At 60.1% G+C, this 21114-nt stretch carries 16 protein-coding genes; 7 read left to right on the top strand and 9 right to left on the bottom strand.

Features of this window, described 5'->3' with window-relative positions; genetic code table 11:
• Positions 1-98: 98 nt before the first annotated feature.
• From HX824_RS31490 to HX824_RS31475, 4 genes are all read right to left on the bottom strand, one after another.
• On the bottom strand, positions 99-1274 hold the full coding sequence (locus tag HX824_RS31490; protein WP_087692328.1) for a PepSY domain-containing protein: 1176 nt from the start codon (positions 1272-1274) through the stop codon (positions 99-101).
• A 71-nt stretch (positions 1275-1345) separates the two neighbouring features.
• A complete protein-coding gene (locus tag HX824_RS31485) occupies positions 1346-3838 on the bottom strand; it encodes a TonB-dependent siderophore receptor (RefSeq protein ID WP_177056010.1) in 2493 nt (830 codons plus the stop codon).
• A 105-nt stretch (positions 3839-3943) separates the two neighbouring features.
• On the bottom strand, positions 3944-4927 hold the full coding sequence (locus HX824_RS31480) for a FecR domain-containing protein (RefSeq protein WP_003218246.1): 984 nt from the start codon (positions 4925-4927) through the stop codon (positions 3944-3946).
• A complete protein-coding gene (locus tag HX824_RS31475; RefSeq protein ID WP_008433614.1) occupies positions 4924-5424 on the bottom strand; it encodes a sigma-70 family RNA polymerase sigma factor in 501 nt (166 codons plus the stop codon). The genes HX824_RS31480 and HX824_RS31475 overlap by 4 nt, the downstream gene beginning before the upstream one ends.
• Before the next feature lie 279 nt (positions 5425-5703).
• On the opposite strand from HX824_RS31475, the gene HX824_RS31470 reads away from it, so the two are divergent.
• Positions 5704-7584, top strand: a complete 1881-nt coding sequence (locus HX824_RS31470) for a methyl-accepting chemotaxis protein (RefSeq protein ID WP_003218243.1) — start codon at positions 5704-5706, stop codon at positions 7582-7584.
• A 42-nt stretch (positions 7585-7626) separates the two neighbouring features.
• Here HX824_RS31470 and HX824_RS31465 read toward each other — a convergent pair whose 3' ends face one another.
• From HX824_RS31465 to HX824_RS31445, 5 genes are all read right to left on the bottom strand, one after another.
• On the bottom strand, positions 7627-8076 hold the full coding sequence (locus HX824_RS31465; RefSeq protein ID WP_177056008.1) for an SRPBCC family protein: 450 nt from the start codon (positions 8074-8076) through the stop codon (positions 7627-7629).
• Positions 8077-8103: 27 nt separating this feature from the next.
• Positions 8104-11487, bottom strand: coding sequence for an amino acid adenylation domain-containing protein (locus HX824_RS31460; protein WP_177056006.1), 3384 nt, complete (start codon positions 11485-11487; stop codon positions 8104-8106).
• Positions 11484-12431 carry a diiron oxygenase gene (locus HX824_RS31455; protein WP_177056004.1) on the bottom strand — a complete coding sequence of 316 codons (948 nt, stop codon included), beginning with the start codon at positions 12429-12431 and terminating at the stop codon, positions 11484-11486. Before HX824_RS31455 ends, HX824_RS31460 begins: the two co-directional genes overlap by 4 nt.
• Positions 12428-13192 carry a DUF3050 domain-containing protein gene (locus HX824_RS31450; protein WP_102605413.1) on the bottom strand — a complete coding sequence of 255 codons (765 nt, stop codon included), beginning with the start codon at positions 13190-13192 and terminating at the stop codon, positions 12428-12430. The genes HX824_RS31455 and HX824_RS31450 overlap by 4 nt, the downstream gene beginning before the upstream one ends.
• Before the next feature lie 451 nt (positions 13193-13643).
• Positions 13644-14354, bottom strand: a complete 711-nt coding sequence (locus tag HX824_RS31445) for a GntR family transcriptional regulator (RefSeq protein ID WP_134325512.1) — start codon at positions 14352-14354, stop codon at positions 13644-13646.
• A 298-nt stretch (positions 14355-14652) separates the two neighbouring features.
• On the opposite strand from HX824_RS31445, the gene HX824_RS31440 reads away from it, so the two are divergent.
• From HX824_RS31440 to HX824_RS31415, 6 genes are all read left to right on the top strand, one after another.
• Positions 14653-15546, top strand: a complete 894-nt coding sequence (locus HX824_RS31440) for a TauD/TfdA family dioxygenase (protein ID WP_177056003.1) — start codon at positions 14653-14655, stop codon at positions 15544-15546.
• 14 nt (positions 15547-15560) lie between these two features.
• Positions 15561-16586, top strand: a complete 1026-nt coding sequence (locus HX824_RS31435; RefSeq protein ID WP_003218229.1) for an ABC transporter substrate-binding protein — start codon at positions 15561-15563, stop codon at positions 16584-16586.
• Between the two features lies 1 nt (position 16587).
• Positions 16588-17439 carry an ABC transporter ATP-binding protein gene (locus HX824_RS31430; protein WP_008433632.1) on the top strand — a complete coding sequence of 284 codons (852 nt, stop codon included), beginning with the start codon at positions 16588-16590 and terminating at the stop codon, positions 17437-17439.
• Positions 17440-17451: 12 nt separating this feature from the next.
• A complete protein-coding gene (locus HX824_RS31425) occupies positions 17452-18300 on the top strand; it encodes an ABC transporter permease (RefSeq protein WP_003218225.1) in 849 nt (282 codons plus the stop codon).
• 113 nt (positions 18301-18413) lie between these two features.
• Entirely contained in the window at positions 18414-19334 is a 921-nt protein-coding gene (locus HX824_RS31420; RefSeq protein WP_003218223.1) for a LysR family transcriptional regulator, read from the top strand.
• A 229-nt stretch (positions 19335-19563) separates the two neighbouring features.
• Positions 19564-21099, top strand: a complete 1536-nt coding sequence (locus HX824_RS31415) for an MFS transporter (RefSeq protein ID WP_102367852.1) — start codon at positions 19564-19566, stop codon at positions 21097-21099.
• Positions 21100-21114: the final 15 nt, after the last annotated feature.

The following is a 21114-nucleotide window of genomic DNA, read 5'->3' as shown; positions in this document are numbered from 1 at the left end:
AGAGTAGGTCATCGTCAAGATTGAATTCCGAAACCCCTGTCTGCTAGCGCAGACAGGGGTTTTGTCGTTTAAGGGCTGGGCAAACAACTAGAACCGGCTCACCCTTTGCGTGCCTTACTGCTTCGCCTGGCCATTAACTTGCGCCACCATATATAGATCCCGGTAGCAGACAACATCGCGATCACAGCTCCCAGCAGCGCAATCAGCACCTGACCCGCCACCCCGATGATCCTGCCCCCATGGATCGGCAGTTGCAGCCGATAAAAGCGCTCTCCCAACGTACCTTGCCCTGCTATTTCCTGCCCCAGTAAACGCCCATCCGTCCCGTGGAAAAACAACCAGGATTTCCCATGGGCCTCGGTATCATGTTGTCCAAAACCCGCCCCATAAAAGTTGTACTCAAAGCTGTAGTAAAGCTCTCCAATCGCCGCCGTCAGTCCCAGCCGCTTGCCTTCCTCCAGCGCCCGCTCATAGGCCTGTTGATAACTCAGTTGTGTCACGCCCAATTGCTCGGCGGGTAACCCGCCACGGGCCTCATAGACGCTAGGCTCAACCGGTGAGAACAGCGAGACAGCAGGCTTGAACACCTGGCTCGGCAAATTCATCGCGACGCTGCTGACTGCAATCGGCAGCAACAACAGCCAAAGCCATAACCCGCCTGCACGATGCAGGTCGAAGTTCAGCCGGTAAGCGTGGCCGCCCTTGATCTTCCACGCCGTGGACCACTTCTTCCAGAACGGTTTACCTCTCGGCAGGGTCAGCCACAGCGCGATAAAACAATCGAACACCCATGCGATCGCCACCAGTCCCATCAGCCACAAACCCCAATTACCCGGCAGTGTCAGGTTGTAGTGAAATTCCAGAATGAACGGAATGAAGTTCTCGCGCTGAAAGCAGCAAGCCCCCCAAACACGCCGGCCCATTTCTTCGCCGCTGACCGGATCCAGGTAAAAGACCTGGTTGGGCTCCTCAAAGGGTTTGCCCGTCGCCGGATCGTTTCTCGCAACTGCCGCCAGCATCGCGGTATGACCGGCCTCTTGTGGATACTCCATGTACCAGACTTGCAGTTTGGGATGCTGCCCCTGCAACGTGTCCACCAGTTCACCTGGTGGCAATGCCGAACCTTTGGCCGTTGCTTCATAAAAGCCGGGATTGAGCCATTCATCCAACTCATGGTTAAACGCCAGTAGGCTGCCCGTGAGTCCCGCCATCATCAGAAACAACGCCGTTGCCAACCCGATGTAGCGATGAAGTAAAACCAGCAATGCGCGCATAAAAATTTCCTGCAAAGACGACAAAGCCAGCGCCTGGAATCAGGAACTGGCTTTGTATGAATCGAGAGGGATTAGAACTGGTAGCTCACCGTCGCACTGACGTTGCGCTCTTCACCCAGGTAGCAGAAGTTCAAACTGGCACACGACGCCACGTACGACTCGTTCGTCAGGTTGTTGGCATTCAGGCGTACATCCACACCCTTCAGTCCAACCTTGCCAAGGTCATAACCCATCGAGGCATCAAACAGCGTGTAGGCGGGCACCTTCATGGTGTTCTCCGCATCTGCCCAGCTGTAGCCGACATAACGAACACCACCACCGAGTCGCAGGCCATCCAGTGCGCCGCTATCGAACTTGTAGTCTGCCCATACCGACGCCATATGACGCGGCGCCTGCGTCGGCGAGTTCCCCTTGTTCTCGATCACGTTGTCTGCGGTACTCAGCGTGCTGACCATCGACTTCGAATACTCGATATCGGTGAAGGTATAGCTGCCCAACAATTTGAGATGGTCGGTCAACTGCATATGCGCCTCCAGCTCCAGGCCCTGGGAGCGTACAGCGCCGACCGCGCGATAGAAGTTTTCCTGCGGCAGTTTGGTCGCCAGGTTTTCCTGGTCGATGCGGAACAGCGAGGCCGTGAACAAATTGTCGGTACCCGGCGGCTGATACTTCAAGCCGACTTCCCACTGGGTGCCGTCGGTAGGTGCAAGGGGATTGCCGGCACTGTCCGAATAGGAGTTCGGGTTGAAGGATTCGGAATAGCTGACGTAGGGCGCGAGACCGTTATCAAACAAGTAGAGCGCTCCGGCCCGGCCGGTCAGTTTGGTACGTTTATCACTGATCTCTGTGCCCAGCGGCCGTCCCGCTTCGGCAATGCGATTTTCATCGGAGGTCTCAACCCAGTCCTGACGCAACCCGAGGGAGAACCGCCACTTGTCCATCTCAATCAGGTCTTGCAGGTAAACGCCGGTCTGCTCGAGCCGGCGCAGATAACTGGTTGGGCTGTAATAGCTGATCTCGGAATTGCCATACACCGGGTTGAACGCATTGATTGGCGCAAGAGAGCCGCTGCTCCAGTCCACGACGGTTTTGCGCCGCTGATAGTCCGCCCCCATCAACACCGTATGCTTGGTCGCGCCGGTAAAAAATTCAGCCTGCAGCATGTTGTCGATGATGAACGCATGCAGCTTTTCGTCACCGCCTGAGTAGTAGCGATTCAGCTCATTACTGGTGGGCGTGGTCCAGCCATAGGCATACACCTGGTCCAGCTGGACCTTGGAGTCCAGATACCGAAAGTTCTGCCGCGCCGTGAAAACATCATTGAAGCGATGCTCGAACTGATAGCCGAACGACTGTTGATCACGCTTGTACCCATCAATGCCCGGTTCGCCTTCGAAGAAGTGATTGGAGATCCGCTGGCCGTTGCGCTGATGCAGCGCGCCATCTGCCGGCATGCCTCCGTGGTAGCCACCGTCGGGGTCATGCTGCAGGTAAGCCTGGAGTGTGAGGGACGTGTCATCGGTAAAGTCGATGCTCAAGGTGGGTGCCAGCGCGTAGCGTTTTTCCTTGGCATGGTCGAATTGCGTGTCGGACTTGTCTGCAAGCCCGGTCAGTCGGTAAGCAATGCGCTTGTCGTCATCCACCGGGCCGCTGAAGTCGAAACCCATGCCTCGCTGCCCTTGGGAACCTATCGTGGCCTGGACCTGATGGTATGGCTCAAACAATGGCTTCTTGCTGGTCAACGCCACCAGCCCACCCGGCGAGCTGCGCCCGTAGAGCACCGATGACGGTCCTTTGAGGATATCTACGCGCTCGAGGAAATACGGGTCCACCTGCATGGTGCTGTAGGTTCCGCTGTCACCCATGGATTTCAAACCGTCCAGGTAGATGTTATCCACCGAACCGTCGTTGAAACCACGCATCGCCACATAGTCATAGCGGTGAGTGGCGCCATAAGGGTTGGTCAGCACGCCAGGGGTGTAACGCATGGCCTGGGCAACGGTTTGCGAGCCTTGGTCGTCCATCTGCTCGCGGGTCACCACTGAAACCGTCTGAGACGTTTCCAGCAGCGCGGTACTGGTCTTGGTGGCGATCTGGCTGTGGGTCGCGTTGTAGCCTTCCATGCTGCCCAGGGCATTACCCAGGGCGAAGCCTTTGATGTCGGTGGTCGGCAAGGTCAGCGCCTCGCTCTCGGGCTGGACCTGCAACACGAAACTCACGTCGTCCTGCGCCTGCGCCTGCAAGCCTGAGCCGTTGAGCAATTGGCTCAGGCCCTGTTCGGCCGAGTACTCCCCGTGCAGCCCGGGAGACTGTCGGCCCTGAGTCTGCGCAGGCGTGCTGGAAAGGGTGATGCCTGCCTGACGGGCAAACTGATTGAGCACATCGCTCAGCGCGCCTGCCGGGATGTCATAGCGCTGGCTGATACGTTCGACCCCGCTATCAGCCGCGACACCGGCCACTGGCAGCAAGCCGATGCCCATCGTGGTCGACAGCAATGCTGCGCGTACGGCTTTGCCGAGCAAAGGGTAGGAAGAGGGAGAGTTGCTGAAAAAACGCACAGTCATTATCGAGATCCGTAGAGGTCGCTGAAGGCAGATTGAATTGCTTACTGTCTAAGCCGGACTCACGGAAAAAAGCCGCCAAAAATAAATCAGGCACGCCAAAAATAATCAGGCCTGACGCTCCAGGCTCACCCACCAGCGGGTGCGATAGCGCAGGCGCACAGGCAGCGTCTGCGGAAGGATCGCCAATAGTTTCTCGGTGTCCTCCAGGCGAAAAACACCAGACAAGCGCAAATCTGCGATATCGCTCGAGCAGCCCAGATAACCATGGCGATAGCGCCCCACCTCCGCCAGGAAATCGGCAAGACGCATGTTGCGGGTGACGATCAATCCGTCGGCCCAGGCCCCTGTATCCATATCCGAAGGCGGTGCCAGAGCGGCCGCATTCTGACGCACCAGGTAGCTTTCTCCTGCATGCACTTGAGTGAAAAGCCCGTCGGCGGTATGCGGTGAATGAATCGCCACGTTGCCTGACGCGACGCTCAGACGTGTGCAATCGCTGTCCTGGCGCACCACAAATCGCCCGTCTATTCCTTCGAACAAACCATGACGGGTGCGAACCAGCAGGGGGGCGGTCGCCGCGGCGCCGCAGGTCACCAGGATTTCCCCACGCACCAATGTGATCAAGCGTTGTTGCGGGTTGAAGTCGAGGTCCACTGCGCTATCGGTATTGAGCTGCAGGCGCGTGCCATCCGGTAGTTGCACGCTACGGCGTTCGCCAGTGGTGGTAGCCAGGTCAGAGGTCCAACGCTGCCAGCCGGTGAGGTCTCGGCTGACCCAGGCCGCCGAACCCATCAACAGCACGCCGGACAATACCTTCAATGCCTGCCGGCGCCCAAGGCGCTGGGCACTGTTCTCCAGCGCCACATGGGCCCCGGGAATCGCCGCCAACTGGCTGCTTAATTCATGCTGCAGTGCCTGCACGCGTTGCCAGGCCAACTCGTGTTCATGATGAGCCTCGCGCCAGTGCTCGCACTGCGCCTTCAGGCGGACATTGGCGCGATTGTTACGCAGGCGCAGCATCCAGCTGATGGCCTGCTTGACCACCTGCGGGTCGATTCCTGCGCGCGCGGTGTTATCCATCGAGGTCATGCCTCATACCGCAGCACATAACAGTGATAAAGCGCCTCGGCGACATAGCGTTCCACCGAACGCAGTGATACACCCATCTGCTGCGCAATCTGCTTGTAAGTCAGGCCGTCGCATTGAGCCAGTAGAAACGCCTTGCGTACCTTGGGCTTGAGTCCGTCCAGAAGCCGGGCGATGGACTCCAGCAATTCCAGAATCAACGCACGTTCTTCAGCACTCGGCGCCAAGGCTTCGGGCAAATGCGCGATGGACTCCAGGTAGGCGCGCTCGATTTCTTCGCGACGCCAATGATCGATCACCAGGCCCCGCGCGATAGTGCGCAGGAAAGCGCGAGGGGCCTTGAGTTCGAAACGTTCGGTTTTTTGCAGCAGCCGCACGAACGTGTCCTGGGCCAGGTCCGCCGCATCCGCTGCGTTACCCAGACGGCTGCGCAGCCAAGTGTTCAGCCAGCCATGATGGTTGCTGTAAAGCGTCTGTACTGCGTACTCGGATGAGGGCATTCACACGGCCTGGCAAAGCGTCACAAATGATAATTAGTCGCATTGTCGACAAGCCTGAAAAATTTTGCAACTCCTGACGTTAGAGCGCTACCACTGGTCGGTTTCTGACATTAAAAGCAGATGCTTCTCACAAATTCCTAAGATTTATCCTGCCTTGGCCGAAAGCCTGACGAGCCATGCGTGCACCGAAATAGAGCAGTCGCAGAGTCTGCCTATACCGTTACATGGAATGTTGCATCCGGCACGCTCACCCCCTTTTGGCAAAAAGAAGTCAATGAAATGAATCTCAAGTTCAGTCATAAAATTCTGTTGGCCGCGTCAGGCGTAGTGGTTCTGGCCTTCGCGTTATTCACGTTCTACAACGACTACTTGCAGCGCAATACCATCCGGCAAAACCTGGAGTCGTCCATTCAGCAATCCGGTGAACTCACCGCCAGCAGCGTGCAGAACTGGCTCAGCGGGCGGGTGCTGGTACTGGAAAGCCTCGCGCAAAACGTGGCCCATCAAGGCAGCTCTGCCGATCTTCCGGGGTTGGTCGACCAGTCGGCATTTACCTCCAACTTCCAGTTCACCTACGTCGGTTCCACCAACGGCGTGTTCACCCAGCGTCCCGACGCCAAAATGCCCGACGGCTACGATCCGCGTCAGCGTCCCTGGTACAAGCAAGCTGTCGCAGCCGACAAGACCATGCTTACACCGCCCTACATGGCTGCGGTAGGCGGGCTGATCGTGACCATCGCGATGCCGGTGAAAAAGAATGGCGAACTGCTTGGCGTGGTCGGCGGTGACCTGAGCCTGCAAACCCTGGTGAAGATCATCAACTCGGTGGATTTCGGCGGCATCGGCCATGCATTCCTGGTCAGCGGTGATGGCCAGGTGATCGTCAGCCCGGACCAGGACCAGGTGATGAAGAACCTCAAGGACATCTACCCGGGCACCAACGTGCGCATCGAGAAGCTCAGCCAGGAAGTGGTCTTGAATGGCCAGGAACGGATTTTGTCCTTCACCCCGATCAGCGGGTTGCCGAATGCCGACTGGTACATCGGCCTGTCGATCGACAAAGACAAAGCCTACGCACCGCTGGGTAAGTTCCGTACCTCGGCATTGATCGCCATGTTCATTGCGGTTGCCGCCATTGCCGTGTTCCTGAGCGTCCTGATCCAGGTCTTGATGCGCCCGTTGACCACCATGGGCCGCGCCATGCAGGACATCGCCCAGGGCGAGGGTGACCTGACCCGCCGCCTGACAGTGGAAAGCAAGGACGAGTTCGGTGACTTGGGCAGTGCCTTCAACCAATTCGTCGAGCGTATTCACGCGTCGATTTCCGAAGTTTCCTCGGCGACGCGCCAGGTGCACGACCTGTCCCAGCGAGTAATGGCCTCGTCCAACGCGTCGATCATCGGTTCCGACGAACAAAGCGCGCGCACCAACAGCGTGGCCGCAGCGATCAACGAACTGGGGGCCGCCACGCAGGAAATCGCGCGCAACGCCGCTGATGCTTCGCAACACGCCAGCGGTGCCAGTGAGCAGGCCGATGATGGGCGCAAGGTGGTTGAGAAAACCATCCTGGCGATGTCGGAGCTTTCGCAAAAAATCAGCCTGTCCTGCACGCAGATTGAAACCCTGAACGCCAGCACCGACAACATCGGCCACATCCTGGATGTGATCAAAGGTATCTCCCAGCAAACCAACCTGTTGGCCCTCAACGCCGCGATTGAAGCGGCACGTGCCGGTGAGGCCGGTCGTGGGTTTGCCGTGGTGGCGGATGAAGTACGCAACCTGGCGCACCGCACCCAGGAATCGGCAGAAGAGATCCACAAAATGATCACCTCGCTGCAGATTGGCTCGCGTGAGGCCGTGACCACGATGAACGCCAGCCAGACCTCCAGCGAAGAAAGCGTCGAGGTCGCCAACCAGGCCGGTGAACGCCTGGTCAGCGTGACGCAGCGGATCGTCGAGATCGACGGGATGAACCAGTCGGTAGCGGCCGCCACCGAGGAACAGACCGCCGTGGTGGAAACCCTCAACGTCGACATCAACCAGATCAACCTGCTGAACCAGCAGGGCGTGGCCAACCTCAACGAAACCTTGAAGGATTGCGACGCCTTGTCTCAACAGGCCAACCGCCTGAAGCAGTTGGTCGACAGTTTCAAAATCTGATCGATGAACACACAGGAGCGAGCCTGCTCGCTCCTGTCTCCTTTAGCCAAACATCGCTCGCACATTCGCCAGCGCACCGTCGGCGAATGCCTGCACAAACGGCTCAAATCCCTCCGCGCCAGGTTCAACCGGCTCGGCGATGATCGTCCAGGTCACCCGTGAGGATCCTGCTCCCAACGGTTCGACATCCATGGCGGCCCACAACCGTGCTACGCCCAAGGTGTTGTAGATCGTGGTCCAGGTCATGCGCATGGCCTGCTCGTCGCGGCTGTTGAGTTGCTCCACCACCAAGTGTCCATCGTGGAAGAACTTCTTGCGCAGCGATCCCGCGCCCGCACCAGTGATTTCGATGTGGGACAAGGCGGGGATGAATCGATCAAATCCGCCAAAGTCACCGACCACCGCCCACGCACTGGCTGCATCACAGGCAACCACAACTGAGGACACCACAGGTTTGCCGCAAGGGTTGCGAATCAACGTATCGGGTTTCATAAGGTCTTCCTTCAATTGAGAGCCTGGTCACAGGAAACCGGTGCTGCGCAGGTACTCGCAGCCCTTGCGTAACAGCGCCGGATTTTTTTCGGGGTAGCGTCCGCCCATCTGCTCGACGCCGCGTCGTGCGTTGTCATGGCGGATCATCGAGGTATCGCCGATGTCCTCGCCCACCCCGTTGAGGTAGAAGCCCAGTACGCCGAACAGCGCATTGCGGCTGTCCACTGTGTGCAGGTGACGTTGCCAGTGAGCCACGCTCACCAGCTCGAATGCGTGGCCTGCCTGGCGAAAGGCGTCGACGTAGGTTTCCCAGCTCAGGGGCTGCGGGTTATGCAGGTTGAACACCGTCCCTCCAGCACGGCAGCGGCTGCTGTGGAACGCAATAAACCGGGCGAGAAAGTCCACCGGCATCAGGTCGAAATTCAACTCAAGGTGCGGCACCAGGCCCAGTTGGAGTGAACCTTTGAGCATCAACATCAGGCGATTCTTCTGTGGCTCGCAGACTCCGCTGCGGCTGTTGAAGCTGATGTTCCCCGGGCGATGGATATTGACCCAGGCACCTTGCGCTGCGGCGCGTCCCAGCAAGCGTTCGGCAACCCATTTGGACAGGTTGTAGCCATTCTGGATGTAGAGCGGCGGGGTGGCCGCGGCGGGGTTTTCGAGTACCTGGCCATGTGCGTCGATAGTGCTGGCGGCCGACAGCGTCGAGATAAAATTGAAGACCTTCTTGCACCGGGTTTCACACAGGCGCAGGCATTCCAGCACCGGTTCGACGTTGTCCTTGGCCAGGGTGGCGTAATCCATCACATGATTGACGTGGGCGGCGTTGTGCACCAACACGCCGAACTCCCCGGCGAGGTAGTCATACACCTCACTCGACAGGCCAAGACGCGGCTGGCTGATGTCGGCGGCATACACCTGCACCCGGCTCAGGTCCAGGTGTTCCAGACGGTACTCTCGCAGGGCCTCGGCAAACCTCGCGGTCGCCGAATGTCCGGGCCGTTCGCGCACCAGGCAGGCCACTTCAAGTGCACCCTCGGCCAACAGTGCCTCGACGATATGCACCCCGAGAAAACTGTTGGCCCCGGTCACGATCACCCGGCGACGTTCGCCCGCCTGTTCAGCCGGCAATGCCTGCACATGCAGCTCACGCAGCGCATCCCGGGTAGCCTGGCCGGTCGGTGCTTCGGGTGGTGCGTCGTCCCCCATCAGCGTAGCGAGGGTACGAACCGTGGGGGTTTCAAAAAACCGGCTTAGGGAGAGGCTGCGCCCGAACTGCTCGCGGATACGCAGCAGCATCGTCGACAGCAGGATGGAATGGCCGCCAAGATTGAAGAAGCTCTCGTCGGCCGACAGCTGCGTGACCGGCATACCCAGCAACTCGCTCCACAGGTTGAGCAACTGCACTTGCATGGGCGTGTGCGGTTCGCCGTGAATGATGGCCGGCAGCGTTGGAGTCGGTAACGCCAGCAATGCCTGGCGGTCGACCTTTCCGTTGGGGGTGCACGGCATGCTCGCAAGTTCCGTGCACAGGGTTGGCCGCAAATAGTCCGGCAGTGTTTGCCGGGCATGCTGCGTCAGTGCAGGCAGGGCGTCTTGTGTTTCGGGCTGAGCAACAAAAGCCAGGATTCGCCGCTCACGGTCAATCACCACCGCCACTTGGCGAAACAGCTGACTGCTGCGCAGGCAATGTTCGATCTCTTGCGGTTCGACCCGGAACCCACGGATCTTCACCTGCTGATCCCGGCGCCCGACCAACTCGATGCCGGCAGCGGTCCACTTCGCCAGGTCGCCTGTGCGGTAGGCCCGCAAGGTCTGGCCGTCGGGCAACTCCAGGGGGACGAAATGCTCGGCGGTCTGACGCGGCTGGTTGAGGTAACCCAGGCTGACGCCGGGACCGGCGATGTACAGTTCGCCCAACACCTGCTCATCCACCGGTTGCAGGTGCTCGTCGAGGATCAGTACCTGGCTGTTGGCGATGGGCGTGCCGAGGTTGCGATTGCTGTCGCCCGGCTGCAACGTGTGGCTGGTCACCAGCACGGTGGCTTCGGTGGGCCCGTAGAAATTGTGCAGGCGACACTGGCCTGCCAACTGCTCGATGACATAGGGCTCGCACACGTCGCCTCCGGTCATCAGGTGCGCCAGGCCCAGGGGTTGATCCAGCGGCAGGATGCTCAGCAGCGCCGGCGGCAGGAAGGCGTGGGTGACGCGCTGTTGTCGGATCAACTCCACCAGTTGCTGCGGGTCGCGTCGCTGGTCCTCACTGGGCACGATCAGCTCGGCGCCCGCGATCAGGCTCGGGAAGATATCGATCAGGGACGAGTCAAAACTCAAGGGCGAAAACTGCAAGACCCGGCTGTGTTCGCTCAGCTGCACATGACCCCCGAACCAGGCGCTGAAATGGGCCAGGTTGTGCTGGCTGAGCAGCACGCCCTTGGGGTGGCCGGTAGTGCCCGAGGTGTGGAGCACCATGCAAGGGTCGTCCATGGCGGGGCGCTGGCGCATTGGCAGCGAGGTGTCGGGAGTGTCGACGGCACTCACATCCAATGCACAGAACCCGTCCCGCAGTGGATGCTTGCCATCATCCAGCAGCACCGAGACGCCGGCGTTTTCCAGCATCGCTTGCTGGCGTTGCAGCGGGTGGCCCGGCTCCAGGGGCAGGTACACCGCACCGCAGGCGAGTACCGCGAGAATGCTGGCGTACAGCTCCAGGGATTTGTCCAGGCAGACGCCGATTACCGGCGGTGTGTCGTGGGGCCCAAGCAGAGGTCGCAGACGGTGCTGGATAGCCAGGCTCTGGCGATGCAACTGTCGGTAAGTCAGCCCGCTGCCGGCAATGTTCAACGCCAGCCGGTCGGCGAAGGTTTGCAGACTGTTTTCCAATCGTTCGATCAGGGGTACCTGGGCTTGCTGCTGCAGAACCAAATCGGCCGTCAGGTTAAAACGATGCAGGTACGCCAGGGATGCGAGCGCTTGCAGGCCGTGTTCCGGATCATCAGAGGCGACGGCCGCCTGCGAGAAATAGCCCGGGTCCCGGGAGAACCCACTCACCTGTTGGGCTACCCACTCCACCAGGCTGCTTACTGCGTGTTGACGCAGCCGTTGACCATTGCCACAGGCTTCTCCGGCAACCTCCAGGGTTGTCAGGAGTCGCCGTGAGTGGGCGTAACACCTGAGCTGCAGGGCCGGCAATCCACAGTCGGTCAACGCTCCCATACCCACGCGCAGGCTCATCAAGGCTGTGCACGTCACGCCGGGCGGAACCTCCTCGCTACCGTCATCAATCAGCAGGTCTACTAGGTGGGTGACATCCTGTGCTCGCAGCACCCCATGACCGTATTGCGCCAATGTCTCACCCAGTTCATTCAGCGCCGCGCTGAAGCCCGCCAGCCCAATCTTCAGGTGCCTCATGGGTGCCCTCCTGGTGCCGCAAGAAAGGCATCCAGCGCCCCAACCACACTCGGCGTTTGCAGCAGGCCGCTGTGGTTCAGGAAGCCCATGATATTGCCGATCAACGGGTGCTGGCGGGTAATGGGAAAGCCCATCGCCTGCACTTCAGTGCGCAGCGCAGAGCGCGTGCCGTCACTGACATCCAGGTGCTCGATCAAGTGCAGGTCGAAGTTTTTCTGCAGGTCGTGGGTCAGGTAATGCTGGAGAAAAACCGGCAGGATCCGGGCGATACAGTCGCGGTCCGCGGCGTCTGCAGACTGCCAATAAATACGCACCAGGCGCGTCCAGAAAAGCGCGTGGCGGCCCTCGTCAAACAAGTGGTCGGCCATCAACCCACGGATGGATTGCTTGACACTGTCGTCCTTGGAAAACGCTGCCACGTCATGGGTCACGGTGTTCTCGGCGATGGCCACGGCAATCAGTTCCACGGCATCGCGCATGTGTTCGGGCGCCAGCGCCAGTGCGGCAGGCAAGGCGCGGCTCAGCTCGATTTGCGCGGGTAGTTCAAGGGGTGGGATCCCGGTCATCTCGATGGTCTGTTGCATGAAATCGAGGGCGACGAGGGCGTGGTAATCCTCGTCCACCACCACGGTCATGGCGTCGTAGCGACAGGCAAGCGGGAAGGGCACCGAAAAGCGATTCTTGGCGATGCTGCGGGCGGTCTTGTCGACGATCTCGGTTTCAAAGATCACCACGTCGTTGATGAACTTGTAGAACGTCTGCAGCAAGACAAAATCACGGCACTGCGGGCATTGGTCGATAAAGGTCGCGCTCAGCACCAGAGGCTGTCGGCTCAGGGGGTAGATCAGTTTCTGATCGTTTTCCAGCCGCCGCCGCGGGCGTGTGCGGATGGTCGCGCGGCGCTCCCAGTCGTCGGCAAATGAGCGGTAGTCGGCAGGGTTCATGCGCTCATCTCCGGCAGGCACCTATGCAACCCATCCCATAAGGCCAGGCGGCTTTCCACGGCGCCGAGGGCGCAACTGTCGGCTTGCTGCTCGCGGCTTGGGTCGCCGAGGGTAAGGCGTTGCAGCAATTGCGTTGCCGCCGGGCCATGCTCCTGGGCGTCGATCTCCATGTGGCGCTTGAGGTAGTAGCAGAAGGTGGGCGCCTGGCGATGGAGCACCTCGCACTCCTCCAGGATGCGCTTGAACATCGCCGGGATGACGCTCTCGCGCCCGTGGAGAAAGGCAGCCGCCACGCAGTGCGTCGGTGCGTCCAGGGCAACCTGCAGGGTACTTCTGACGAACCGGGCCACGGACGGGTGGATATCGATTTTTTGCAGGGCCGTTTCTGCATCGTTGCCGTCACGCTGCAGGCTGACGAACCGCTCGATGTTCGCCGTGCTCGCGCCGACTTCACGCATGGCTTCCAGGTACAACTCGAAGTGGCTGCCGTGCCCATGGCCGGGATACGCGTCCGACTCTTCGCCCAATACGATCTCATTGATCAGGCGAGCCGCTTGCGGGTCCGTTGGCGGTAACCAGGGCAGGCGCATACCGGTGAGGTCATGTTGCAGGCGTTTGGTGAGTGTCATGAAGTCCCACACGGCGAATACGTGGTTTTCCATAAAGTACTGCAACTTTGGAAGGGTATTTATATATTTGAATATTGGATGGATATGTAACTTCTGCTTTTTTTGTTTAAGCAGGTGTGAGTGCTGGAACATGTTGATGCCTATAAGTCGTGTCTCTTCCCTGATAAAAGCGTTGTGCTTTAGCGACAAATAAACATTGGTTTTCACGGATGCGCGGGTGCCTTGATAACAGGCAGCCCTGTACGAGGCTGACACTGTTACTGGCAAGCAGCATGCTGTGACAAAATACCAAGGCTTTATTTAAAGGTACGCCACGCGCAGTGACGCACCGAGCATGGATTCACGCTGTCGATTGGGAGAATTGGAGTGTTGGTAATAATCTGATTAAGTATTCAGGTGTTTTTAGTTTTATAAGTTTTTCGAGTTGGAATATTGCGGTAGTTGGATCGCTCTGCGGAGTGTGTGAAGTTTTCTTTGGGCTTAATGGTTTAACGGGAGTAATGGTGGTGCACTGGCCTCCGTCGGCCAGCGTCACTTTGCAGCGCTTTGTGGTCGAGGGAGGCGTTTCAGTTCCACGCGGAATTTACAGCGCAGCGTTCTGTTCAGTCTCTTCAAGACTTTTGAGGTAACCCGTAATTACCTCCATGCCGCGGGTAAGGTGGTTACGCAGGGTCAGGATGCTTTCGTCGACCTTCTTTTGCGCCACGAGGTCGAGCAGTTCGCGGTGATCTTCCTGGGACGTCTTGCCCAGGCCCATGGCCTCGAGGTTGAAGCGCAGGAAACGTTCCTCTTCGTTCAAGCCGTGTTCAACCAGCTTGAGCAACCGCTGATTGCCCGCCTTGCCATACAGCGCCATGTGGAACAGGCGGTTGAGGCGGCCGATTTCGGTGTAGTCGCTTTCCCGTTCCAGCGCGTCGATAAAGGCGCCGGCCTGGGCGATGTCATCGGGCGTGAGCAGGGGAATCGACAAGCGCAGCGCTTCGGATTCGAGGAGTATGCGCAGGGCGTAGGTTTCCGCCGAGTGGTCCTCGATCAGTGGCGCCACCACCGCGCCTTTGTGGGTGACCACATGCAGCAGCGATTGGGCTTCCAGTTGACGCAATGCCTCGCGCACCGGCATCCGGCTGACCCCGAACAAGCTGGCCAGCTCCTGTTGACGCATGGCGGTGCCACAGGGCAAGCGGCCATCCAGGATGGCGTTGCGCAATGTTTCTTCAATCACGGAGCGGGCGAGATGGGCGGGGATAGGCCCGCTGATCTGGATGCTGCTCAAAGGGTTCGGCTTCTGCGTCACGACTACGCTATCCTCCTTTTCAAGGTGAGGTGGCTAATTGGATCCAATGCACACTAGAGATTGTCCACAAGCTTGTCAAACGGGCAAGGTTTCGGCTTGTAAGCGACTCAACAGCGTGTTCTTCGGGCCCACAGCTCCCATTTGTCAGGTCTTACAGGCTAAAGGTCCGTCGTGCACATTTTATTCCCGGGAGTCGGGCCAACAGCGGTATTGCTGCATATCGATATTCACTAACGGTATTTAAAATGCGGTTCTTATGACTATAAAGTCACTCTCCTGACTGCACGGGAGTGAACTCATGTCTGCCACCTCTACTGTTCCAACAGCGACCGACACCACACAAACCTTCGAGATCCGTCCAGTTCCCGGCAGCGTCGGCGCCGAAATCATAGGCCTGGACCTGGCCCGCCCGGTCAGCGACCAGGACTTCGCACGCATTCACCGCGCGCATCTGGACCATCACGTCGTGGTCTTCCGCGACCAACGTATCACCCCCGAGCAACAGATCGCCTTCAGCCGCCGTTTCGGCGTGCTGCAAATCCATGTGCTCAAACAATTCCTGCTGGCCAACCACCCGGAAATCCTGATCGTCTCCAACATCATCGAAAACGGCCAATCCATCGGCCTGGGAGACGCGGGCAAGTTCTGGCACTCGGACCTCTCCTATAAGGAGCTGCCGAGCCTGGGCTCGATGCTCCATGCCCAGGAGCTGCCGTCCGAGGGTGGCGACACATTGTTCGCCGACATGCATAAAGCCTGGGACAACCTGCCCGAGCCCTTGCGCAAGGCGGTCGAAGGCCGCAGCGCCGCGCATTCCTACACCGCACGCTACAGCGAAACCAAATTCGAAGGCAATTGGCGCCCGACCCTCACGCCCGAGCAACTCGCTCAAGTGGCGGAAGTGGTACACCCGATTGTGCGCACCCACCCGGAAAACGGCCGCAAGGCGCTGTTCGTCAGCGAGGGCTTCACCACCCGTATCGTCGGCCTGCCTGAGGATGAAAGCCGCGACCTGCTGGCCCAGCTGTACGCCCACAGCGTGCTGCCGGAAAGCATCTACCGCCATCAGTGGCAGCCCCACGACATGGTGTTCTGGGACAACCGCTCGCTGATCCACCTGGCGGCCGGCTGCCCCAGCCACCTGCGGCGCAAGTTGTACCGCACCACCATCCAGGGCGACGCGCCTTTCTGACCCGGAGCATGACCATGTCCAAGAAAACCCCATTTGCGCGCCTGGCCGCGACGGTCGGCCTGGGCGTCAGCCTGCTGGCCGGCAGTCTTGTGGCGCCTGCCGCCGCCCAGGCCGAAGGCGAAATTCGCATCGCCGAGCAGTTTGGCATCGTCTACCTGTTGCTCAACGTGGTGCGCGACCAGAACCTGATCGAAAAATACGGCAAGCAGGAAGGCATCGACATCAAGGTCGACTGGACACAATTGTCCGGCGGCGCAGCCGTCAATGATGCGCTGCTCTCCGGTTCCATCGACATCGCCGGGGCCGGCGTTGGCCCGCTGCTGACTATCTGGGACCGCACCCACGGCAAGCAGAACGTGAAAGCCGTTGCCTCCCTGGGCAACTTCCCCTACTACCTGGTGAGCAACAATCCCAAGGTCAAGACCATTGCCGACTTCACCGAAAAAGACCGCATTGCCGTACCGGCAGTGGGCGTTTCCGTGCAGTCGCGTTTCCTGCAATACGCTGCCGCCAAGCAATGGGGCGACAAGGAATTCAATCGCCTCGACAAGTACACCGTCGCCGTCCCGCACCCGGATGCCACGGCTGCGCTGATTGCCGGTGGCACCGAGCTGACCGGGCACTTCTCCAACCCGCCGTTCCAGGAGCAGGCCCTGACCAACCCGAACGTGCATGTGGTGCTCAACTCCTATGACATCCTCGGGCCTAACTCGCCGACCGTGCTGTTCGCCACCGAGAAATTCCGCAACGACAACCCGAAAACCTACAAGGCGTTCGTCGAGGCACTGACCGAAGCGGCGCAGTTCGCCCAGAACGACAAAGGCGCCGCAGCCGATACCTACATCCGCGTGACCAAGGCCAAGATCGACCGCGCCGAGCTGCTGAAAATCATCGAAAACCCGCAGTTCGAATTCAGCGTCACACCGAAAAACACCTACCCGCTGGCGGAATTCCTCTACCGCGTCGGCGCGATCAAAAACAAACCCGAATCGTGGAAGGATTACTTCTTCCAGGACGCCAAGCCGCTGCAAGGGAGCTGACATGAACGCGCCCTTGCAAGGCCACACGGCCAGCAACCCGACCACCACCGAAGCACTGCTTTCGGTGGATAAAGTCAGCCTTGAATACCGCACGCCCGAACGGGTGGTGCGGGCCACTCACCAGGTCAGCTTCGCGATCGATCCGGCAGACCGCTTTGTATTGCTGGGGCCTTCGGGCTGTGGCAAATCCACACTGTTGAAATCCATCGCCGGCTTTATCAAGCCGTGTGAGGGCGAGATCCGTCTGCTCGGGCAAAAAGTCGAGCAGCCAGGGCCGGACCGTATCGTGGTGTTCCAGGAGTTCGACCAACTGCCACCGTGGAAAACCGTCAAGCAGAACGTCATGTTCCCGCTGCTGGCGTCCAAAACCCTCAAGCGTCGCGAGGCCGAAGAGCGGGCGCTGTACTACCTGGAAAAAGTCGGCCTTACGGCCTTTGCCGATGCCTACCCGCACACCCTGTCCGGCGGCATGAAAGCCCGCGTGGCAATTGCCCGGGCGTTGGCCATGCAGCCGAAAATCCTGCTGATGGATGAACCCTTCGCCGCCCTCGACGCCCTGACCCGGCGCAAGATGCAGGAAGAACTATTGCTGCTCTGGGAAGAGGTGCGTTTCACCCTGCTGTTCGTCACCCACTCCATCGAGGAAGCGCTGGTGGTGGGCAACCGCATCCTGTTGCTGTCGCCGCACCCGGGGCGGGTGCGGGCGGAAATCCACAGCCATCAATACGACCTGCACAGCCTCGGCGGTGTGGAGTTCCAGGCTTCGGCGCGGCGCATTCATCGGCTGTTGTTTGATGAAGCGCCCGAGGTGGAAACCGAACTGGGTTTCGCCGATATCCGCATCGCTTATTGAAGGGTTTGCACCATGCGCCAGGAATATGAAATCACTCTCGAACCGTTGCCCGGTGTACGCGTAGAGCGCGAGTTGCCGTGGCGCCAGCGCCTGTGGCAACAAGGCTGGCTGCGTAAAAGCCTGATCCTGATCGTGCTTGCGATCCTCTGGGAAGCGGCTGCCCGTTATCAGAACAATGACCTGCTGCTGCCGAGCTTCCTGCAGACACTGAGCGCGTTCTACGACGGCATGGCCAGTGGCGAGTTGTTGAGCAAGGTCAGCATCTCGCTGGTGGTGCTGATCAAGGGTTACCTGATCGGCATTGTGCTGGCGTTTGCCCTGACCACGCTTGCGGTGTCGACCCAACTGGGGCGTGACCTGCTGAGCACCCTGACCTCGATGTTCAACCCGTTGCCGGCGATTGCCCTGCTGCCGCTGGCGCTGTTGTGGTTTGGGCTGGGGCAGAACAGCCTGATCTTCGTGCTGGTGCATTCAGTGTTGTGGGCGCTGGCGCTCAACACCTATTCAGGGTTCCTCGGCGTCTCCGAAACCCTGCGCATGGCCGGTCGAAATTATGGCCTCAAGGGTATGCGCTTCGTGTTGTTCATCCTGATCCCGGCTGCGCTGCCGTCGATTCTCGCCGGGCTGAAAATCGGCTGGGCGTTCGCCTGGCGCACGCTGATCGCTGCCGAATTGGTGTTCGGTGCTACCAGCGGCAAAGGCGGTTTGGGTTGGTACATCTTCCAGAACCGCAACGAGCTGTACACCGACAAAGTGTTTGCCGGCCTGGCGGTGGTGATCCTGATCGGGCTGCTGGTGGAGAACCTGGTGTTCGACACCCTGGAGCGGGTCACCGTGAAGCGCTGGGGCATGCAACGCTGACTGAACACCAACCCGGACTGAAACACCAACCCTGTGGCGAGGGAGCAAGCTCCCTCGCCACAGTCTGCTACGATTGCGCCAAGTTCACTCATAACCAATCACGAGTGCTTGGCATGCAATTACCGGACATGAACCTGCTGGTCGCCCTCGACGCCTTGCTCGACGAGGGCAGTGTGGTAGGCGCCGCGCGGCGGATGAACCTGAGCCCGGCCGCCATGAGTCGCACCCTCACGCGCATCCGCGAGGCAGTGGGCGATCCGATCCTGGTGCGCGCCGGTCGCGGCCTGGTACCGACGCCCAAGGCCCTGGAGCTACAAGGCCAGGTGCGCAGCGTGGTGGAGCAGGCGGCGCTGCTGTTCCGCTCGGCGGACGAAGTGGACCTGCGCACCCTGCGCCGACGCTTCAGCGTGCGGGCCAATGACTTTTTTGTCGGAGTGTATGGCGGTCGGCTGTTCGACACCATGGAACGCATGGCGCCGCTGTGCGAACTGCGCTTCGTGCCGGAAGGCGACACCGATGACGAGGCCCTGCGTGAAGGCCGTCTCGACCTGCGGGTGGGCAACACCATGCCGATCACCCCGGAAGTGAAGGTGCAGAACCTGTTCACCACCACCTTCGTCGGCCTGGCACGGGAAGGGCACCCGTTGTTCGATGGAGAAATCACCGCCGAACGGTTTGCCAGCTATTCGCATATCAGCATCTCCCGCCGCGGCATTGCCCGGGGGCCGATCGACACGGCGCTCAATGCCCAGGGCCTGGAACGCCGAGTCGCGATGATCGCCCCGGGGTTTCACGGCGCGATGTTCATGCTGCCGGACTCCGACCTGATCCTGCCGGTGCCCAAGGAAGCGCTCTACAGCGCCAATCGCCTGAAGCTGCCGTTGCGAGCCTTCACCCTGCCAATTTCCCTGCCGACCCTGGTGCTGACCCAAGCCTGGCACCCGCGTTTCGACAAGGACCCGGCCCATAGATGGCTGCGCGAGACCATGCGTGAATGCTGCGAGGCGACGTGGAAGGAAGCGCAGCCCACGTGAGTCGCAAGTGAGCCCGGTCAATGTGGGAGCTGGCTTGCCTGCGATGCGGGCGACCCGGTTTTTCAGGCATAGCGAGGTGATGCCATCGCGGGCAAGCCCGGCTCCCACAGAGATCGCCTACATTTTGATCATTGCGTCTGGTGCACTTATAAGCTTCCGATAAGTCACTTTTTGTCATGTCTAAGCCTTATTAAACTGCTCGGGTATTTCCTATTCCGAGTTGTAGTTCATGACGTCCCTCGCTGCTCCCGCACCCCTGGCCGCAGCCAAACCGACCGCCATTACCCCGCCCGTTTTCGGCCCGCGCATCATCATCGGCCTGGTGGGCGTATTGCTTGCGGTACTGGTGTCCGGCCTCAACGAGATGGTGACCAAAGTCGCTCTCGCCGATATTCGTGGTGCGATGTACATCGGCTTCGACGAAGGCACCTGGCTGGTGGCTGCCTACACCGCCACCTCTGTCTCGGCGATGGCCTTTGCACCCTGGTGTTCGGTGACGTTCTCTCTGCGCCGTTTCACCCTCTGCGCCATCGGCCTGTTCACCGTGCTTGGCGTGCTGTGCCCGTTCGCACCGAACTACGAAAGCCTGCTGATCCTGCGCACCGTGCAAGGCCTGGCCGGTGGCGCCTTGCCGCCGATGCTGATGACCGTGGCCCTGCGGTTCCTGCCGGCCAACGTCAAGCTGTACGGCCTGGCCGGCTATGCCCTCACGGCCACTTTCGGCCCCAGCCTCGGCACACCGCTGGCGGCCATGTGGACCGAATACGTCGGCTGGCAATGGGCGTTCTGGCAGATTGTCGGGCCGTGCCTGCTGGCCATGGCGGCCGTGGCCTACGGCTTGCCCCAGGACCCGCTGCGCCTGGAGCGCTTCAAGCAGTTCAACTGGCGTGGCCTGCTGCTGGGCTTCCCGGCGATCTGCATGCTGGTGATCGGCCTGTTGCAGGGCAATCGGCTGGACTGGTTCGAGTCGCCGCTGATTACCTCATTGTTGATCGGCGGCCTGGTGTTGCTGGTGCTGTTCATGATCAACGAGTGGTCGCACCCGATGCCGTTTTTCAAGTTGCAGATGCTTGGGCTACGCAATCTGTCGTTCGCGCTGATTGTGCTCGCCGGGGTGCTGATCGTGCTGCTGGCGGTGACGATCATTCCGTCCAGCTACCTGGCCCAGGTCCAAGGCTACCGCCCGCTGCAAACTGCACCGGTGATGCTGATCATGGCGCTGCCGCAGTTGATCGCACTGCCGTTGGTGGCGGCGTTGTGCAACTTGCGCTGGGTCGATTGCCGCTGGGTATTGGGCATTGGCTTGAGCATGTTGATCCTGTCCTGCGTGGGCGGGGCGCAACTCACGTCGGCATGGATTCGCGATGATTTCTACGTGCTGCAACTGCTGCAAATCTTCGGGCAACCGATGGCGGTGTTGCCGCTGCTGATGCTCTCCACCGGCAGCATCACGCCCCAGGACGGGCCTTTCGCCTCGGCGTGGTTCAACACCGTGAAAGGCCTGGCTGCCGTGGTCGCCACCGGCGTGCTCGATGCCCTGACCACACACCGCCTGCATTTCCACTCGACCATGCTGGTGGACAGCCTGGGCAACTCGCCCCTGGCCGACAGCGATGCCGCCGGCCTTGCCCATCGGCTGCACGAGCAGGCCGTGGTGCTCACCTCTTCGGATCTCTACTACGTCATGGCCGGTGTCGCGGCGGCGTTGATCCTGCTGATTTTCTGGATGCCGACGCGGATTTATCCGCCCCGCGCGCCGACTTGATTGCTCACTGAGCCA

The sequence above is a fragment of the Pseudomonas sp. D4002 genome, assembly GCF_013385665.1.
Lineage (GTDB): Bacteria > Pseudomonadota > Gammaproteobacteria > Pseudomonadales > Pseudomonadaceae > Aquipseudomonas.
The sequence above is the reverse complement of the archived record's forward strand: the minus strand, read 5'-3'. Positions and strand labels throughout refer to the sequence as shown.

Coding starts and splice junctions, on each gene's coding strand:
- HX824_RS31425 (WP_003218225.1), top strand. CDS start 17,452: ATGCGCCAGGAATATGAAATCACTCTCGAACCGTTGCCCGGTGTACGC.
- HX824_RS31470 (WP_003218243.1), top strand. CDS start 5,704: ATGAATCTCAAGTTCAGTCATAAAATTCTGTTGGCCGCGTCAGGCGTA.
- HX824_RS31440 (WP_177056003.1), top strand. CDS start 14,653: ATGTCTGCCACCTCTACTGTTCCAACAGCGACCGACACCACACAAACC.
- HX824_RS31460 (WP_177056006.1), bottom strand. CDS start 11,487: ATGAGGCACCTGAAGATTGGGCTGGCGGGCTTCAGCGCGGCGCTGAAT.
- HX824_RS31415 (WP_102367852.1), top strand. CDS start 19,564: ATGACGTCCCTCGCTGCTCCCGCACCCCTGGCCGCAGCCAAACCGACC.
- HX824_RS31485 (WP_177056010.1), bottom strand. CDS start 3,838: ATGACTGTGCGTTTTTTCAGCAACTCTCCCTCTTCCTACCCTTTGCTC.
- HX824_RS31475 (WP_008433614.1), bottom strand. CDS start 5,424: ATGCCCTCATCCGAGTACGCAGTACAGACGCTTTACAGCAACCATCAT.
- HX824_RS31490 (WP_087692328.1), bottom strand. CDS start 1,274: ATGCGCGCATTGCTGGTTTTACTTCATCGCTACATCGGGTTGGCAACG.
- HX824_RS31420 (WP_003218223.1), top strand. CDS start 18,414: ATGCAATTACCGGACATGAACCTGCTGGTCGCCCTCGACGCCTTGCTC.
- HX824_RS31430 (WP_008433632.1), top strand. CDS start 16,588: ATGAACGCGCCCTTGCAAGGCCACACGGCCAGCAACCCGACCACCACC.
- HX824_RS31435 (WP_003218229.1), top strand. CDS start 15,561: ATGTCCAAGAAAACCCCATTTGCGCGCCTGGCCGCGACGGTCGGCCTG.
- HX824_RS31465 (WP_177056008.1), bottom strand. CDS start 8,076: ATGAAACCCGATACGTTGATTCGCAACCCTTGCGGCAAACCTGTGGTG.
- HX824_RS31450 (WP_102605413.1), bottom strand. CDS start 13,192: ATGTTCCAGCACTCACACCTGCTTAAACAAAAAAAGCAGAAGTTACAT.
- HX824_RS31455 (WP_177056004.1), bottom strand. CDS start 12,431: ATGAACCCTGCCGACTACCGCTCATTTGCCGACGACTGGGAGCGCCGC.
- HX824_RS31480 (WP_003218246.1), bottom strand. CDS start 4,927: ATGACCTCGATGGATAACACCGCGCGCGCAGGAATCGACCCGCAGGTG.